At 72.4% G+C, this 16,340-nt stretch carries 15 protein-coding genes; 11 read left to right on the forward strand and 4 right to left on the reverse strand.

The features are described 5' to 3' along the window. The first annotated feature begins 167 nt into the window (after nt 1-167). The 7 genes from DDJ31_RS16475 (at nt 168) to DDJ31_RS16505 (ending at nt 6,512) form a co-directional block, all read left to right on the forward strand. The gene (locus DDJ31_RS16475) at nt 168-1,730 is read left to right on the forward strand and encodes a potassium/proton antiporter (protein ID WP_171480834.1); all 1,563 of its coding nucleotides are present in this window, start codon (nt 168-170) and stop codon (nt 1,728-1,730) included. Nucleotides 1,731-2,039: 309 nt separating this feature from the next. After that, nucleotides 2,040-3,332 (forward strand): MFS transporter, encoded by a 1,293-nt coding sequence (locus DDJ31_RS16480; RefSeq protein ID WP_127179530.1) that lies wholly within the window; start codon nt 2,040-2,042, stop codon nt 3,330-3,332. A 67-nt stretch (nt 3,333-3,399) separates the two neighbouring features. Continuing rightward, nucleotides 3,400-3,747 carry an FmdB family zinc ribbon protein gene (locus tag DDJ31_RS16485; RefSeq protein WP_127179529.1) on the forward strand — a complete coding sequence of 116 codons (348 nt, stop codon included), beginning with the start codon at nt 3,400-3,402 and terminating at the stop codon, nt 3,745-3,747. Nucleotides 3,748-3,901: 154 nt separating this feature from the next. Then, nucleotides 3,902-4,735: an S-methyl-5'-thioadenosine phosphorylase gene (locus DDJ31_RS16490; RefSeq protein ID WP_127179528.1), complete on the forward strand. Its 834-nt coding sequence runs from the start codon at nt 3,902-3,904 to the stop codon at nt 4,733-4,735. Nucleotides 4,736-5,041: 306 nt separating this feature from the next. Continuing rightward, nucleotides 5,042-5,590, forward strand: coding sequence for a hypothetical protein (locus DDJ31_RS16495; RefSeq protein ID WP_127179527.1), 549 nt, complete (start codon nt 5,042-5,044; stop codon nt 5,588-5,590). A 147-nt stretch (nt 5,591-5,737) separates the two neighbouring features. After that, nucleotides 5,738-6,220 carry a large conductance mechanosensitive channel protein MscL gene (gene mscL / locus DDJ31_RS16500; protein WP_127179526.1) on the forward strand — a complete coding sequence of 161 codons (483 nt, stop codon included), beginning with the start codon at nt 5,738-5,740 and terminating at the stop codon, nt 6,218-6,220. A 34-nt stretch (nt 6,221-6,254) separates the two neighbouring features. Continuing rightward, nucleotides 6,255-6,512 (forward strand): hypothetical protein, encoded by a 258-nt coding sequence (locus DDJ31_RS16505; protein ID WP_127179525.1) that lies wholly within the window; start codon nt 6,255-6,257, stop codon nt 6,510-6,512. 66 nt (nt 6,513-6,578) lie between these two features. Here the strand turns inward: DDJ31_RS16505 and DDJ31_RS16510 are convergent, their stop codons facing one another. Further along, the gene (locus DDJ31_RS16510) at nt 6,579-6,776 is read right to left on the reverse strand and encodes a hypothetical protein (RefSeq protein WP_127179524.1); all 198 of its coding nucleotides are present in this window, start codon (nt 6,774-6,776) and stop codon (nt 6,579-6,581) included. A gap of 53 nt (nt 6,777-6,829) precedes the next feature. On the opposite strand from DDJ31_RS16510, the gene DDJ31_RS16515 reads away from it, so the two are divergent. The 4 genes from DDJ31_RS16515 (at nt 6,830) to DDJ31_RS16530 (ending at nt 12,047) form a co-directional block, all read left to right on the forward strand. Further along, the gene (locus tag DDJ31_RS16515; RefSeq protein ID WP_127179523.1) at nt 6,830-8,137 is read left to right on the forward strand and encodes a low temperature requirement protein A; all 1,308 of its coding nucleotides are present in this window, start codon (nt 6,830-6,832) and stop codon (nt 8,135-8,137) included. Between the two features lie 151 nt (nt 8,138-8,288). Continuing rightward, nucleotides 8,289-9,317, forward strand: a complete 1,029-nt coding sequence (locus DDJ31_RS16520) for a P1 family peptidase (RefSeq protein WP_127179522.1) — start codon at nt 8,289-8,291, stop codon at nt 9,315-9,317. A 415-nt stretch (nt 9,318-9,732) separates the two neighbouring features. Then, nucleotides 9,733-10,959, forward strand: coding sequence for a L,D-transpeptidase (locus DDJ31_RS16525; protein ID WP_127179521.1), 1,227 nt, complete (start codon nt 9,733-9,735; stop codon nt 10,957-10,959). Nucleotides 10,960-11,300: 341 nt separating this feature from the next. Then, nucleotides 11,301-12,047, forward strand: a complete 747-nt coding sequence (locus DDJ31_RS16530; protein WP_127179520.1) for a DUF6227 family protein — start codon at nt 11,301-11,303, stop codon at nt 12,045-12,047. Between the two features lie 234 nt (nt 12,048-12,281). Here the strand turns inward: DDJ31_RS16530 and DDJ31_RS16535 are convergent, their stop codons facing one another. The 3 genes from DDJ31_RS16535 to DDJ31_RS16545 form a co-directional block, all read right to left on the reverse strand. Then, the gene (locus DDJ31_RS16535; protein WP_127179519.1) at nt 12,282-14,492 is read right to left on the reverse strand and encodes a PTS fructose transporter subunit IIABC; all 2,211 of its coding nucleotides are present in this window, start codon (nt 14,490-14,492) and stop codon (nt 12,282-12,284) included. Between the two features lie 97 nt (nt 14,493-14,589). Beyond that, nucleotides 14,590-15,537 carry a 1-phosphofructokinase gene (gene pfkB / locus DDJ31_RS16540; RefSeq protein ID WP_127179518.1) on the reverse strand — a complete coding sequence of 316 codons (948 nt, stop codon included), beginning with the start codon at nt 15,535-15,537 and terminating at the stop codon, nt 14,590-14,592. After that, complete coding sequence (locus tag DDJ31_RS16545; RefSeq protein ID WP_127179517.1) at nt 15,534-16,295, reverse strand: DeoR/GlpR family DNA-binding transcription regulator; 762 nt, start codon at nt 16,293-16,295, stop codon at nt 15,534-15,536. The genes pfkB and DDJ31_RS16545 overlap by 4 nt, the downstream gene beginning before the upstream one ends. Nucleotides 16,296-16,340: the final 45 nt, after the last annotated feature.

The raw sequence follows: 16,340 nt of genomic DNA on the forward strand, positions 1-16,340 counted from the left end.
CTTATGACCGAGCAATGGAGCAACCATAGGCGCAGGGCCCGGCCCGCCTTGACGCGGATGGGGGTACTGGCGCGGAAGGATGTTCGATCGTGCACCCATGAGCGTCAAGGAATCGTCAAGAGTTAGGTAAGGTAACGAAGTACTTGGGTGCGGAGCCGCATGACTCCGTGTCCTGTGTACGTGAGCTGCCGCGCGGGCCGCGCGGCAGCCAGGGAAGGGAACGGCCGCTGACTGTCCACCACCTCAACCAGATTCTGCTCGTCTGCTCGCTCGTCCTGCTCGTGGCCGTGGCCGCGGTCCGGATCTCCTCGCGCAGCGGGCTCCCCAGCCTGCTCGTGTACCTGGGGATCGGCATCGCCATGGGCCAGGACGGCGTCGGCATCCACTTCGCCAACGCCGAACTGACCCAGGTCATCGGATACGCGGCCCTCGTCGTGATCCTCGCCGAGGGCGGCCTCGGCACGAAGTGGAAGGAGGTCAAGCCGGCCCTGCCGGCCGCCTCCGCACTGGCACTGGTCGGGGTCGCGGTGAGCGTCGGGATCACCGCGACGGCCGCGCACTACCTGGTCGACCTCGAGTGGCGGCAGGCCCTGATCATCGGCGCGGTCGTCTCCTCGACGGACGCGGCGGCCGTCTTCTCCGTGCTGCGCCGCATCCCGCTCCCCTCCCGCGTGACGGGCATCCTGGAGGCCGAGTCCGGCTTCAACGACGCCCCCGTCGTCATCCTGGTGGTCGCCTTCTCCACCGCGGGCCCGGTGGAGCACTGGTACGTCCTGATCGGCGAGATAGCACTGGAGCTGGCCATCGGCGCGGCCATCGGCCTCACGGTGGGCCTGCTCGGCTCCTGGGGACTGCGGCACGTCGCGCTGCCCGCCTCCGGTCTCTACCCGATCGCCGTCATGGCCATCGCCGTCACCGCGTACGCCGCGGGCGCCCTGGCGCACGGCAGCGGCTTCCTCGGCGTCTACCTCGCCGCGATGGTGATGGGCAACGCCAAACTGCCGCACTGGCCCGCCACCCGCGGGTTCGCCGAAGGACTCGGCTGGATCGCCCAGATCGGCATGTTCGTCCTGCTCGGCCTGCTGGTCACCCCGCACGAACTCGGCGACGACGTCTGGCCCGCCCTGGTCATCGGCCTGGCGCTCACCATGGTCGCGCGCCCCCTCAGCGTGCTGGTCTGCCTCAAACCCCTCAGAGTCCCCTGGCAGGAACAGGCCCTGATGTCCTGGGCCGGGCTGCGCGGCGCGGTGCCGATCATCCTGGCGACCATCCCGATGGTGCAGGGCGTCGACGGCAGCCGCCGCATCTTCAACATCGTCTTCATCCTGGTCGTCGTCTACACCCTCGTGCAGGGTCCGACGCTGCCCTGGCTGGCCCGCACCCTGCGCCTGGGCGGCGACGCCGAGGCCGCCGACCTCGGCGTCGAGTCGGCACCCCTGGAGCGGCTGCGCGGACATCTGCTGTCGGTCACGATCCCCGACGGCTCGAAGATGCACGGCGTCGAGGTCGCCGAACTGCGGCTGCCGCCCGGCTCGGGCGTCACCCTGGTGGTGCGCGACGGGACGTCCTTCGTGCCGCTGCCGACGACCGTGCTGCGCCACGGCGACGAGCTGCTGGTCGTCGCCACCGACCCGGTCAGGGACGCGGCGGAACGACGGCTGCGCGCCGTCGGCCACGGCGGCAAGCTGGCCGGCTGGCTGGGCGCGGGCGGGGCGGGCGCGGAACGCTGAGCGGCGCGAGCCGTCCGCGCGGGTCGGTTAAGGGCGCGTTTCGGGGTGTTCACACCGTCGTCAATGACAGGTGAACGTGTCCGTGGTGCTCATTTTCACAGGCACACCGCCCCCCGGCCCCTGTAGGATCAAGGCGCACCTTGATCGACCAACTCTGCCTGACGCAGAGCTGGCGCGACCGTATGGCGGCCGGGACGACCCTCTGTGGTGGACGCCGGCATCTACCGCAGTTCCGCGCAAGAGGACAGCTCTCGGCGTCGCCCCCCTACCCGGCGGGGCCGCGCTACCAGGCGGCAGAAAGGCACGGCCGTGGCATCCACGGTCACCACCGAGCCGTCGAAGGACGAGCCGGCTCCCTCCCGCCCCGGATACGGGCAACTGCTGCGCACCCGCGGCGCCTGGACGTTCCTGCTGCCCGGCTTCGCCGCGCGCCAGCCGTTCGCCATGCTCACCATCTCCATCGTGCTGCTGGTGCAGCACACCACCGGCTCCTACGGGGTGGCGGGCGCCGCCGCGGCCGCCACGGGCGTCTCCATGGCAGTCTTCGCGCCCTACAGCGGCCGGCTCGCCGACCGCCACGGACAGCGCGCGGTCCTGATCCCCGGCGTGCTCCTGCACACCGTGTCCGGCCTGACGCTGACGGCGCTCGCGCTCGGCGACGCGCCCCTGTGGGCGCTGTTCGCCGCGGCCGTGCCCACCGGCGCCTCGGTGCCGCAGGTCGGGCCCATGGTGCGGGCCCGCTGGGGCGTGAAGCTCCAGGGCTCGCCCCTGATGAGCACCGCCGCGGCCTTCGAGTCCGTCACGGACGAGCTGACGTTCGTCCTCGGACCGCTGCTCGCCACCGCCCTGTGCACCACCGTCGACCCGGCCGCCGGCCTGGTGACGGAGGCCGCGCTGACCCTCGTCGGCGGCCTGCTGTTCGCCGCGCAGCGGCGCACCCAGCCCACCGTCGCCGCCGCGGGGCACGCGCGCGTGGAGCACGCCTCCGCGCTCGGCATCCCCGGCGTGCGGGTGCTGATCGTGACCTTCCTCGGCATCGGATCCGTCTTCGGCGGCATGCAGGTGTCGCTGGCCGCGTTCACCGAGTCGATCGGCGAACCCGGCCTGAACGGCGTCCTGTACGGCACGTTCGCCGCGGGAAACATGATCTCCGGTGTGATCTGCGGCGCCATCGCCTGGAAGACCGCTCCGCGCCGCCGGCTCCTCATCGGGTACGCGGCGCTGGCGCTGGCGGCCTCAGGACTGTGGACGGCGCACTCGGTGCTCCTGCTCGCGGGCCTCGGCCTGCTCGTCGGCATGTGCATCGCGCCCGCCCTGATCACCGGATACACGCTGGTCGACGGCCTGGTCCCGGCCGGCGCCAGGACCGAGGCGTTCACCTGGCTCACCGGAGCGGTCGCGCTCGGCCAGGCGGCGGCGGTCACCGTCGCCGGACAGCTGGAGGACCGCTTCTGGGGCGGCGCCGGATTCCTGGTCCCGATGGGCGGCACGGTACTGGCGCTCGCGGTCCTGCTGGCCCTGCGATCACGCCTCGTTCCGCCGCCCCGCGGCACCACCGTGGCGCGTGGCGTCGGTCACCGCGTGCCGGTGACGGTGGACTGATCCTCTGGAATACGTCACTATGGACCGTCGTTAGCACTCATTGAGTGAGAGTGCCAGGAGGAAGACAGTGCCGACCTACCAGTACCAGTGCACCGAGTGCGGCGAGGGCCTCGAGGCGGTGCAGAAGTTCACCGATGACGCCCTCACCGAGTGCCCCGCCTGCCATGGCCGCCTGAAGAAGGTGTTCTCGGCGGTCGGCATCGTCTTCAAGGGCTCCGGCTTCTACCGCAACGACAGCCGGGGCTCCTCGTCGAGCAGCGCGCCGTCGACGAGCAAGACGCCGACGGGGTCGGGGTCCTCATCGACGTCGTCCTCGTCATCATCGACGTCGTCTTCGTCGTCTTCGTCTTCGTCGTCCTCCTCGGACTCGAAGTCGTCCGGCGGCTCCTCGTCGAGCAGCACCTCGGCCGCGTAGACACCCGGCGGACCCGCGGGACCCTGTCGTCTTGGGACGACGGGGTCTTCGGTGTTTTCGTGGAGTCCGCGGAGTCCGCGAGGGCGGTCGGGGCGGTGAGGGTCCCGGTGGGCTGGCTCCCCGGGCGTCTGCGGGTGCCGATACTGTGCCGGGCATGGCGAACGCAGAGATCGGTGTCATCGGCGGCTCGGGCTTCTACTCGTTCCTCGACGACGTGACCGAAGTCCAGGTGGACACCCCGTACGGCCCGCCCAGTGACTCCCTCTTCCTCGGCGAGATCGCCGGGCGGCGGGTCGCCTTCCTGCCCCGGCACGGCCGCGGCCACCATCTGCCGCCGCACCGGATCAACTACCGGGCCAACCTGTGGGCCCTGCGGTCGGTCGGGGTGCGCCAGGTCCTCGGCCCGTGCGCGGTCGGCGGTCTGCGCCCCGAACACGGACCGGGCACGCTGCTGGTGCCCGACCAGCTCGTCGACCGCACCAAGTCCAGGGCGAACACCTACTTCGACGGGCTGCCGCTGCCGGACGGCACGGTGCCGAACGTCGTGCACGTCTCGCTGGCCGACCCCTACTGCCCGACCGGGCGGGCCACCACGCTCAAGGCGGCGCACGGCCGGGAGTGGGAGCCGGTGGACGGCGGCACGCTGGTCGTGATCGAGGGGCCGCGCTTCTCGACCCGCGCTGAATCGTTGTGGCACCAGGCGCAGGGCTGGTCGGTGGTGGGCATGACCGGCCACCCGGAGGCCGCGCTCGCCCGCGAACTGGAGCTGTGCTACTCGTCGTTGACGCTGGTCACCGACCTGGACGCGGGCGCGGAGACCGGCGAGGGCGTCTCCCACGACGAGGTGCTCCAGGTCTTCGCGGCGAACGTGGACCGGATGCGGGGCGTGCTGTTCGACGCGGTGACGGCGCTGCCGGCCACGGAGGACCGCGACTGCCCGTGCGTGAACGCGCTGGGCGGGATGGACCCGGGGTTCGTGCTGCCGTAGCGGGGCGGGAGTGGCCTAGCGGGGACCGGGCTGGGCCGGCGCAGGGGGCCGGGGGCACGGAGTGACCGGCGGGCGCGGGCGTCGGAGGGCGGGCGCGGGCGTCGGAGGGCGGGCGCGGCTGGGGTTTCTTCGGTCGCCTCGGTCACTCCTGTCACCTCTGTCACCCGGTGTTCTCGGGGGCGGAACGTCACGTTCGGGTGGGCGGGTTTTCCACAATCCGCCGGCCGTCCACGGGTCCCGGCGGGGATCGTCGCGAAGCCGCACTCTGGGCGGGCAAGCCGATTCCGTCGCAGGTGGTGGCCTCTCATGTCGTTCGCTCCTTTTCCTCCCCCTCCCCCGCTCGTCCCCGCTCCGTGCGAGGTCCCGCGCTTCGACCCGGTGCGGGTGCGCGGCGGGCGGTACCGGCTCGGCCGGTTCTTACGGCATCGACGGCGGGCGCTGGCCGCCGGTCTCGTCGTCACCGCGGCGGCGCTGGTCGCGGCGGGCCCACGGGACACCGACCGGGCGCGCGGGCATCCGACGGCGCGGCCCGTCCCGCGGCACACGACCGTCGAGCTGGTGTCCGCGCCGGTGCGGATCGCCGACGGCGCCACGGTCAGGCTGCTGCGGCCGGGAGACCGGGTGGACGTCATCGCCGCCGCCCGGACGCCGACCGGCGGTGGCGACGCCAGGGTGGTCGCGCACGGGGTCCGGGTGGTCGAGGTGCCGAAGCCTCCGGCCGGGATGCCCGACGACGCGGTCGACGGCGAGGGCGGGGGCGGCGGGGCGCTGATCGTCGTCGCGGTGCCGCGGACCACGGCGGTGGACCTCGCGGGGGCCGGCGCGGGTGCGCGGCTGGCGGTGACCCTGTGCTGACCGTGCTGAGCGTCCACGCGCGAAGGCCGCACAGGCTGGTGTCAAGTCGCCCGTCCGAGGTATCCAATTGGACAGAACGGCGGAGCCTTGACGTAGGTTGCGGAACTGTTTGTTCTACAACCTGTGTGTGTGAGGAGTGGCTCCAAGGTGAGCGAGAAGAAGGAACCCACCGTCCTGCAGGGGTTCAAGGCGTTCCTGATGCGCGGGAATGTCGTGGACCTGGCAGTGGCCGTGGTCATCGGCGCCGCGTTCACCAACATCGTCAACGCCGTGGTCAAGGGGATCATCAACCCGGTGGTCGGGGCGATCGGCACCCAGAACCTCGACGACTACAGCTCCTGCCTGACGCCCACCTGCACGAAGGACGAGGGCATCCAGATCATGTGGGGCTCGGTCCTGGGCGCCACGCTGAGCTTCCTGATCACCGCCGCCGTCGTGTACTTCCTGATGGTCCTGCCGATGTCGAAGTACCTGGCACGGCAGGCGGCCCGCAAGAAGGCCCAGGAGAACACGCAGGAGGTCATGGAGGTCACCGAGCTGGAGCTGCTCACGGAGATCCGCGACGCGCTCCTCGCCCAGCGCGGCTCGGGCCCCGGCACGGGAACGGGCTCCACCCCGGGCGACCGCTAGCGACAGCACGGGCCGGTACCCGACGGGCGGCCTGGTGCGAGTCGCGGGCGGCCGGGTACGGGTCACGGTCGGCCCGGTACGGGTCGCGGTCGGCCCGGTACGGGTCGCGGTCGGCCCGGTACGGGTCGCGGTCGGCCCGGTACGGGTCGCGGTCGGCCCGGTACGGGTCGCGGTCGGCCCGGTACGGGTCGCGGTCGGCCCGGTACGGGTCGCGGTCGGCCCGGTACGGGTCGCGGTCGGCCCGGTACGGGTCGCGGTCGGCCCGGTACGGGTCGCGGTCGGCCCGGTATAGGTCGTGGTCGGCCCGGCGGGCGCAGGCCGCCGGTCGACGGCCGTGGCGCTCGCGCCGGGCCCGGCTTCAGATGTGGTGGGGCGGCTTCTCGTCGAGGAAGCGCTTCAGATCGGCCGCGCTGTCACGGTCGGCGGCGGGCCGCTCACCCCACCCGTGGTCCGTGTCGTCCGCCGACTGCCGGTCAAGCGGGTCGTCGAAGACCAACGCGGCCTTCGGCTCGCGGGGCTCACGCGGCTCGGGGGCGGGATCGGGAACGGCGCTCATGCGCCCAGGGTACGCGCGCCGCGTCCGTGCCCGTTATCTGCTGTGCTGGGATCATGACGCCCAGCCCCACTCCGCACCCCACCTCATCCTCCGGCGCACCGGCGGGCAGGAGCCCGCTGCGCGGCCTCGCGTCCCGCGGCCGCGACGAGGCGCACCGCGTCGCCTCCCCGCTGGAACTCTTCTTCGACCTGTGCTTCGTCGTGGCCATCTCCCAGGCGGGCGTGCAACTGGTGCACGCGGTCGCCGGGGGCCACACGGGCGAGGGCATCCTCAACTACGCGATGATCTTCTTCGCCATCTGGTGGGCGTGGATGAACTTCACGTGGTTCGCGTCGGCGTACGACAACGACGACACGCTGTACCGGGTCGTGACGCTGGTCCAGATCGCGGGCGTGCTGGTACTGGCCGCCGGGGTGTCCCAGGCGTTCCAGGAGCACGACTTCGTGGCGGTCTGGCTCGGCTATGTGATCATGCGGCTGGCCATGGTGGCGCAGTGGCTGCGGGCCGCGCTGTCGACGGAGGGCGCGGAGCGGACCACGGCGCTGCGGTACGCCGGTGGCGTGCTGGCCTGCCAGGTCGGCTGGCTCGGGCTGCTGGTGCTGCCGGAGGGCGCGCGGCCGTGGGTGTTCCTGGTGATGGCGGTGCTGGAGATGTGTGTGCCGCCGTTCGCGGAGAAGGACCGTCCGACGTCCTGGCACCCGCACCAAATCTCGGAGCGGTACGGACTGTTCACGATCATCGTGCTCGGCGAGAGCGTGGCGGCGGCGACCGTGGCCGTGAAGTCCGGGATCGACGAGCACGACGCGCTGGGCGAGGTGCTGCCGATCGCGGTGGGCGGGCTGCTGATCGTCTTCGCGGCCTGGTGGATCTACTTCGTGGTGCCCATCCATGGTCATCTGCGCTCCAACCGGCAGGCCTTCCTGTGGGGATACGGCCACTACCTGATCTTCGCCTCGGCGGCGGCGATCGGCGCGGGCCTGGAGGTGGCGGTGGAACAGACCGTCGGGAAGACGGAGCTGTCCACGCTGGCCGGGTCCGCCGCGGTGACCCTCCCGACCGCGCTGTACCTGCTGACGGTGTGGGCTCTGCACTCCCGCTACTACAAGGTGGGCATCGCACAGCAACTGGTGCTGCCGACCACGGCGTTGCTGGTGATCGCCTGCACCTTCCTGGGCGACCTGGCGGTGCCGGCGGCGGGCGTGGTCTGCGCGCTGGCGGTGGCGGTCGGCACGACGCTGACGGCGCGCACGGCCCGCCGAGGACACGGGCAGGGCGGGACGGCCGGGCCGGCCGGGACGAGCGCTACGGAGAGCCCGGACGGCGACGCGAGCGGGGGGACGGCGTCCACTCCGGCCGGGTGACCGGGCGGAAGGGGCACACCATCCGGACCGGGCGGAGGGACGGACCGGGCGGTGGGTGAGCCGGACGGTGGGCGGTGCCCTGAGCCAGGACCCCGGCTCGGGAACAGGCCCAGGATCCTGGCGGAAATTCCGGCCGCGCGAGACTGGAGACATGACAGTTGACGCGTTGACGGACGTCATCGGGGTGCGGGTGGGCCACGCGACCCTCACCGGGGACGGCAGGCTCACCGGGACGACGGTCGTCCTCGCACCGGAGGGAGGGGCCGTCGCGGCCGTGGATGTGCGGGGCGGCGGGCCGGGCACCAAGGAGACCGACGCGCTCGACCCGCGCAATCTCGTCGAGAGGGTCGAGGCGATCGTCCTGACCGGCGGCAGCGCCTACGGGCTCGACGCGGCGTCCGGGGTGATGGCGTGGCTGGAGGAGCGGGGGCGCGGAGTGCGGGTCGGCCCCGATCCCGCGCACGTCGTGCCGGTGGTGCCCGCCGCGTGCGTCTTCGATCTGGGCCGGGGCGGCGACTTCTCCGCCCGCCCCGACGCGGGCACCGGCAAGGCCGCGGTCGAGGCGGCGGCGGCGAGCGCGCTGGGCGCGGCCGTGCGGGAAGGGTGCGTGGGCGCGGGCACCGGCGCCGCGGTGGGGCAGCTGAAGGGCGGGGTCGGCACCGCGAGCACGGTTCTCGACTCGGGGATCACGGTGGCGGCGCTGGTGGTGGCCAACGCTGCCGGGTCCGGGGTCGACCCCGAGACGGGGGTGCTGTACGGGGAGTTGTTCCAGGGGCGGGTGCGGTATCCGGAGAGGCGGGTGCACGAGGCGGCGGGGCGCCGCCTGGCGGAGATCGCGAGGACGAACGGCCGCCCGCCGTTGAACACGACGCTCGCCGTCGTCGCCACCGACGCGGACCTGTCGAAGGCACAGGCCCAGAAACTGGCGGGCACCGCCCACGACGGCATCGCGCGCGCCGTACGCCCGGTGCACCTGCTGCACGACGGCGACACGATATTCGCCCTGGCCACCGGCCGGCGCCCGCTGGGCACCGACTCCCCGCTCGCCCTGAACGACATCCTCGCAGCGGGCGCGGACACGGTGACCCGCGCCATAGTCCGAGCGATACGCGCGGCCGACTCGGTGACCGGCCCAGCGGGAACGTGGCCTTCGTACGGGGAGCTTTACGGGGAGGGGTGAGGGTGGGGAGGGGCGGAGGGTGGGAGGGGCGGAGGGGGAGGGGGGAGGGGGGAGCCCCCCCCCAGTTCAGCGCCGTACCGCTCGCGCCCACCATTCCCCGGCCGACTCTGCTCTCGGCCCCAACCCCGCGCCGCCCCACCCCCACTCACGCCCCACCCCCACCCCCACCCCTGCTCCCGCCCCGCACCGGGCGCCCCCGCACCCGGCGCCCCGCGCTCGGCGTTTCCACACCCGGCGTCCCTGCACCCGGCGCCCGCGCCCGGCGCCCCCGCGCCCCCGTTCCCTCGCCCGATTGTCCCGGTTCTGTCACGTCGGGGGTTTTTCGGTGGGGGGAGGCAACCCCGGGCCTCGGTTGTTCCCTCTTTCCTGACGTACATGAGCGGATCACCCACATCACTTGAACCTGGAGCAGCCCGTGACAACGCCGGACATAGCAGCGCGGCGCGCGCTGGGGGCCTGTGCCGTCCTGATGGTCGGCGCCCTCACCCTCACCGCCTGCGGTGGCAACGCCAACGCGAACTCCGGCAAGGGTGACGGCAAGGGCGGCCAGGGGTCGTCCAAGACGTCGTCGGCGACGATCGCCATCTCGGCCAAGGACGGCTCGACGAGCGCGTCGATCAACTCGACCGGCGTGAAGGTCAGCGGCGGCAAGCTGACCGACGTGAAGATGACGGTGGCCGGGAGCGGGAAGGCCGTCGCCGGGGAGATATCCGCGAACGGCGGGAGCTGGAAGCCCGCGGAGCAGTTGGAGCGCGGGACGAAGTACCAGATCTCGGCGACGGCGAAGGACGCCCAGGGGCGTACCGCGGCGGCCAACTCCATCTTCACGACGGTCACTTCGGCCAGCAGTTTCATAGGGACGTACACGCCGGACGACGGGACGACGGTCGGCGTGGGGATGCCGGTGTCGTTCACCTTCGACAAGGCGATCTCCGACAAGAAGGACGTGCAGTCGCACATCACGGTCACTTCCAGCAGCGGCCAGAAGGTGGTCGGGCACTGGTTCGGGGAGCAGCGGCTCGACTTCCGGCCCGAGGAGTACTGGAAGGCCGGCTCGAAGGTCACGACGAAGATCGACCTGGACGGCGTCGAGGGCGCGAACGGCGTCTTCGGGGTGCAGAAGAAGTCGTTCACGTTCACCGTCGGGCGGGCGCAGGTCTCCACGGTCGACGTGAACACGCAGACCATGACGGTCGTCCGGGACGGCTCGACGCTCAAGTCGATCCCGATCTCGTCGGGCAGCGCCCAGCACACCACGTACAACGGGCAGATGGTGATCTCGGAGAAGTTCCGGCAGACGCGGATGAACAGCCAGACCGTCGGCCTGGGCGGCGAGTACGACATACCGGATGTGCCGGACGCGATGCGCCTGACCACCTCGGGGACCTTCATCCACGGCAACTACTGGTACAACAAGGCCAATCCGCCGTTCGGCCGCGAGGGCACGAGCCACGGCTGCATCGGGCTCGCGGACGCGCAGGGCGCGCAGAGCGACACCCCCGCGCACTGGTTCTTCGACAACTCGCTCGTCGGGGACGTCGTGGTCGTCAAGAACTCCCCCGACAAGACGGTGCCGCCGGACAACGGCCTCAACGGGTGGAACATGGCGTGGAGCGAGTGGGTCGCGGGCAGCGCGGTGTGACTCGGGGCCGACGACGTCCGTGCGGGGCACCTGTCCGGGGCGTCTGTTCCGGAGCCTCTGTCCGGGGCGTCTCTCCGGGGGCGTCTCTCCGGGGCGAGTGGCCGGTGATCGCCCCGGGCGCCGTCGCCGCCGGGCGGTTTGAAGGGCGCTTGACCGTCACATGACCGTCCCAAGGGACCTTTGAGCAGCGTTTTTTGACGGAACGCCGAGCCGCGCGGGAACTTCCCGCGCGGTCGGCGCGTTTTCCGGGCGTACGTTTTCTCGGTTCCCGGACATGATGTCCGACCGAGGGGCTACGGTATGCACCCACAAGGTGACATGCAGCAACGCCGGGAGAGACCTTGAGCGTTCCGTACGAGACGGCAGCGCACGAACCACCCGAGTCGCCCGAGTCTCCGGAGGAGCACCTCGCGCGACTGCTCGGCCGTGCGCTGAATTCTTTCGAGCTGCCCGACGAGACGATAAGGCGGCTGGACTGCGCGCTGGCGCACGACAGTTCGCTGCACTCCGCGCACCACAGCGCGGGCCGGCACCGGGAGACGTACCGGCACACCTGGCTGCTCGCCGACGGCACCGCGCTGACCCTCTGGGAGCTGGTGCACGATACGGCGTCGACCCGCGAGGTCCAGCACGAGGTGTACGTCGACGAGGAGGAGCTGCGCACCGCCACCGCGCGCCTGCCCCTGCCGCCGGACGCGCCGGACTTCGAACTGCCGGTGACGGTCCATCTCTCGCCGCTCCCCGAGCCCCGGCACACCTATGTGCCGGACGACTCGGCGGACCACGCGCGTCGTCTGCTGCGGCGCGCGGAGAACGGCGACCGGCCGGGCGCGGAGACGGCCGCCCTGCTGACGACCGCGTTCGCGCACCAGATCACGCAGGCCTTCGGGCGCTCCTGCCGGGCGGGCCGGGCGGGCTTATGTTTCTCGCTCTACGAGCACGCGTTCCTGCTGGACGACGGCTCGGAGATCTCCCTGTGGGAGGTCGAGCACACGGCGACGCCCGACGGGCGGCACATGTGCGAGGTGTACGTGAGCGAGGACGCGGCCCGGGACGCCATGGAACGACGGGCCACACAGGTCTTCTGAGTCGCTCCGGAAGCACCACGGTCCGCGGACACAGCGGTTCCACGGACACAGCGGTTCCACGAACACCGCGGTTCCATGGACACCGTGCTCCGCGAACCCCACGGTCCCGCGGACACCACAGTTCACGGACACCACATCGCGAACACCACGGTCCGGGACTCTCGTCCCGGACCGTGATCCACTGCCCCGCTCGCGTGGCCATGCACTGCCCCGCTCGCGTGGCCTCACGCGGTCTCACGCGGCGATCGGCTGCCTCTTCTCCGCCGTCGCGCCGCCCGCGTCGTCCGCCGATCCGCCCGGAGCCTGGCGCCGGGTGCTCTTGAGGACGACGACCAAGGCCGTCGTGACACAGACGCCCGCCGCGATGGCGATCAGGTAGAGGAACGGGTTGCCGATCAGCGGGACCACGAAGATGCCGCCGTGCGGGGCGCGCAGGGTGGCGCCGAAGGCCATCGACAGGCCGCCAGTGATCGCGCCGCCGACCATCGAGGACGGGATGACGCGCAGCGGGTCGGCCGCCGCGAACGGGATGGCGCCCTCCGTGATGAAGGAGGCGCCCAGAACCCAGGCGGCCTTGCCGTTCTCGCGCTCGGTGCGGTTGAACAGCTTGCCCCTGACGGTCGTGGCCAGCGCCATCGCCAGCGGCGGGACCATGCCGGCCGCCATGACCGCGGCCATGATCTTCATCGCGGAGTCACTGGGGCTGGCGACCGCGATACCGGCGGTGGCGAAGGTGTACGCGACCTTGTTGACGGGTCCGCCGAGGTCGAAGCACATCATCAGGCCGAGCAGCGCGCCGAGGAGGATGGCGTTGGAGCCGGTGAGGCCGTTCAGCCAGTCGGTCATCGCCTTCTGGGCGGAGGCGATGGGCTTGCCGATGACGACGAACATCAGGAATCCGACGATCGCCGAGGAGATCAGCGGGATCACCACCACCGGCATGATGCCGCGCAGTGCCGCCGGGATCCTGGCCCTCTGGATCGCCATCACCACGCCACCGGCGATCAGACCGGCCGCGAGGGCGCCGAGGAAACCGGCGTTGATGGTGAGGGCGATGGCGCCGCCGACGAACCCCGGGACGAGCCCCGGCCGGTCCGCCATGCCGTACGCGATGTAGCCGGCCAGGACCGGGATCAGGAAGCCGAAGGCGACGCCGCCGATCTGGAAGAGCAGCGCGGCCCAGCTGTCGGTCTGGGTCCACACGAAGTGGTCCATGACCGACGGCGCCTTGTTGATCTGGTAGCCGCCGATCGCGAAGCCGAGGGCGATCAGCAGACCGCCCGCCGCGACGAACGGGACCATGTAACTCACGCCGGACATCAGCCACTTGCGCAGCTTGGTGCCGTAGCCCTCGGCGGTGTCACCGGAGCGTTCGACCGGCGTGGGTGCCGTGCCGCCGGTCGCCTCGCCGCGCTCCGCCTTCTCCTGGACCTCGGAGATGAGGGCGCCTGGGCGGTTGATGCCGGCCTTCACGCCGACGTCGACGGTGGGCTTCCCGGCGAAGCGGTCCTTGTCGCGCACCGGCACGTCATGGGCGAAGATCACGCCGTCCGCCGCCGCGATGACGGCCGGGTCGAGCCGGGTGAATCCGGCTGACCCCTGCGTCTCGACGACGACCTCGACGCCCGCGTCCCGGCCCGCGTTCTCCAGCGACTCGGCGGCCATGTAGGTGTGGGCGATGCCGGTGGGGCAGGAGGTGACCGCGACGATACGGAAGGGACGCGCGGCGGACGGGGAGGCGGGGGAAGCGGGGGAGGCAGGGGCCTCGGACTCCGCGGAAGTCGCCGCCGTCGCCGTCTCCTCCGCCGTACTCGTCTCCTCCGCCGTACTCGTCGCCGTCGCCGCCGTCTCCGTCTCCGCCGTGCTGCCCGCTGCGGCGCCGGCGGAGGCCGCCCCCGGCGACGCAGCGGTGTTCTCCGAGGTGCCCTCGGCACCCGCGTCGCCCTGGGTGCCAACGTCGGCGGCGCTGCTCGCGGTGTCGGCGCTGCTCGCCGTGTCGGTCCGCGCGTCGCCGCGGATCAGGGCCGTCGCCGTCTCCGCGTCCTGTGCCGATCGCAGCGCCGTCGTGAACTCGGCGTTCATGAGCTGTCGGGCCAGCGAGGACAGGATGGTGAGGTGGGCGTCGTCGGCGCCCGCCGGGGCGGCGATCAGGAAGATCAGGTCGGCGGGGCCGTCCGGCGCACCGAAGTCGACGCCGTCGGCGCTGCGGCCGAAGGCGAGGGTCGGCTCGGTGACGTGCGCGCTGCGGCAGTGCGGGATGCCGATGCCGCCGTCGAGGCCGGTGGGCATCTGGGCCTCGCGGGCGGCCACGTCGGCGAGGAAGCCGTCGAGGTCGGTCACCCGGCCCTTGGCCACCATGCGCTCGGCGAGGGCGCGCGCCGCCGCTTCCTTGGTGTCGGCGGACAGGTCGAGATCGACCAGGTCCGCGGTGATCATCTCGCTCATCGCGGGCTCCTTCGCACGCGTATCGCCCGGGGGGTGAGGTGGGCGGGGACAGGGACGGGGGTGAGGGTGGGGACGGGGGTGGTCGGGGGCCTGCGGCTCATGGCACCGGTTCCGTCAGGGCGCGGTCGAGGGGGACGGCCGTCGTGACCGTCACCGCCGCGGGGTCGAGGTCGGCCGGGGTGGGCATGACGCTGCCCGGCAGTTGGACGGCGGCGGCGCCGTGCGCCACGGCGGAGGCGAGGGCGTCGGGCCCGCTGCCGCCGGCGATGAGGAAGCCGGCGAGGGAGGAGTCGCCGGCGCCGACGTTGCTGCGGACGGTGTCGACGCGGGCGCCGGCGAACCAGGTGCCGGCGTCGTCGACGAGGAGCTGGCCGTCGGCGCCCAGGCTCGCGAGGACGGCGCGCGCGCCCATCCCGCGCAACTCCTCGGCGGCCTTGACGGCGTCGCCCACGGTCGTGAGGGGGCGTCCGACGGCTTCCGCGAGTTCCTCGGCGTTGGGCTTGACCACGTCGGGCCGTTCGCGCAGCGCTTCGAGGAGAGCGCGCCCGGAGGTGTCGAGGGCGATCCGCGCTCCGCCCGCGTGTGCCCGCGCGACGACGTCGGCGTACCAGGCCGGTGCGAGCCCCCGGGGGAGGCTGCCGCAGCAGGCGATCCAGTCGGCGTCGCGGGAGTGGACGCGGACCGTCTCCAGGAGGAGTTCCTGTTCGGCGGGGCTCAGTTCGGGGCCCGGCGCGTTGATCTTGGTGAGGACGCCGTCCGCCTCGGCGAGGGCGATGTTGGAGCGGGTGGCTCCGGCGACCGGCACGGGGGCGACCTCGATGCCCTGCGCGTCGAGCAGTTCGGCGACGAGCGCGCCCGGCGCACCACCGAGGGGCAGGACGGCGACCGTGCGCCGTCCGGCCGCGTTGACGGCGCGCGAGACGTTGACGCCCTTGCCGCCGGGGTCCATGCGTTCGCCGGTGGCGCGGATGACCTCGCCGCGGTCGAGCGAGGGGACCTCGTAGGTGCGGTCGAGGGACGGATTGGGGGTGACGGTGAGGATCATGCGCGTACTACTTCCGTGCCGCCGCGTTCGATGACGGCGGCGTCGTCCGGGCTCAGCCCGCTGTCGGTGATCAGCAGGTCCACGTCGTTCAGGTCACCGAAGCGGGCGAAGTGCTCCTGGCCGTGCTTGGTGGAGTCGGCGAGCAGCACCACGCGCCTGGCCGCCGCCATGGCCGCGGTCTTGACGGCGGCCTCGGCGAGGTCGGGGGTGGTGAGGCCGTGCTCGGCGGAGAAGCCGTTGGCGGCGACGAAGAGGACGTCCGCCCGGATCTCGCCGTACGCGCGCAGCGCCCAGGCGTCGACGGCGGCCCGGGTGCGGTGCCGTACCCGGCCGCCGACCAGGTGGAGCTGGATGCCGGGGTGGTCGGCGAGCCGGGCGGCGATCGGGAGGCTGTGGGTGACGACGGTGAGGGAGGACTCCAGCGGGATGGCGGCGGCGAGTCGCGCCACCGTCGTACCGGCGTCGAGGATGAGGGTGCCGTCGGTGGGGAGTTCGGCGACGGCGGCCTGCGCGACGCGGTCCTTCTCGTCGGCGGCGGTGCCCTCGCGTTCGGTGAGGTCGGGCTCGAAGCCGAGGCGGCCGGCCGGGATGGCGCCGCCGTGCACCCGGCGCAGCAGTCCGGCGCGGTCGAGGGCCTTCAGGTCGCGGCGGATGGTCTCCGCGGTCACCTGGAACTCCTCGGCGAGCGACACCACGTCCACCCGGCCGCCGTCGCGGGCGAGCCGCAGGATTTCCTGCTGACGCTCGGGTGCGTACATGTCCGCCTGCCTCCGACTGGATGTCCGACCGTTTCCGTTCGATGC

The organism is Streptomyces griseoviridis, from assembly GCF_005222485.1.
Lineage (GTDB): Bacteria > Actinomycetota > Actinomycetes > Streptomycetales > Streptomycetaceae > Streptomyces > Streptomyces hintoniae.